Raw genomic sequence first — 438 nt, forward strand, 5'->3', positions numbered from 1 at the left:
AGGGCACCTTGATTGCCGGAAAACAGGTGGATATTAACGCCGAGGCCCTCAGCGGTGACGGCCAACTGTTATCGCAGGGGGATATGGCCGTCACCTTAACCGAGGATTTTCACCATACCGGCAACACCGCAGCCAATGGCAATCTGACCCTGAAAACCACCGGCAATCTCCTCAATGACCGCCAGATAAAAGCCGGTCAGGCGCTGTATCTTGGCGCGCGAAATCTTACCAACAGCGCCGCCGGTGAAATCAGCGCCGGGCAAACGCAAATCAAGGTCCACGATACGCTGAACAATACCGGATTGATTGACGGCGGCCTGACCCATCTCACGGCCAACACCCTGAACAATACCGGCACCGGGCGCATTTACGGTGACCAACTCGCCCTCCAGACGGGGACGCTGAATAACAGCGCACAGGACGGCAAAGCTGCTGTCA

Annotated in this window: 1 protein-coding gene; it reads left to right on the top strand. The window is 57.3% G+C overall.

The window, feature by feature from the left end; genetic code table 11:
- On the top strand, positions 1-438 hold a 438-nt coding region (locus tag AACQ83_RS24465; protein ID WP_146747966.1), incomplete at both ends, for a hypothetical protein.

The sequence above is a fragment of the Photorhabdus sp. S10-54 genome (genome assembly GCF_963878145.1).
GTDB lineage: Bacteria > Pseudomonadota > Gammaproteobacteria > Enterobacterales > Enterobacteriaceae > Photorhabdus > Photorhabdus kayaii.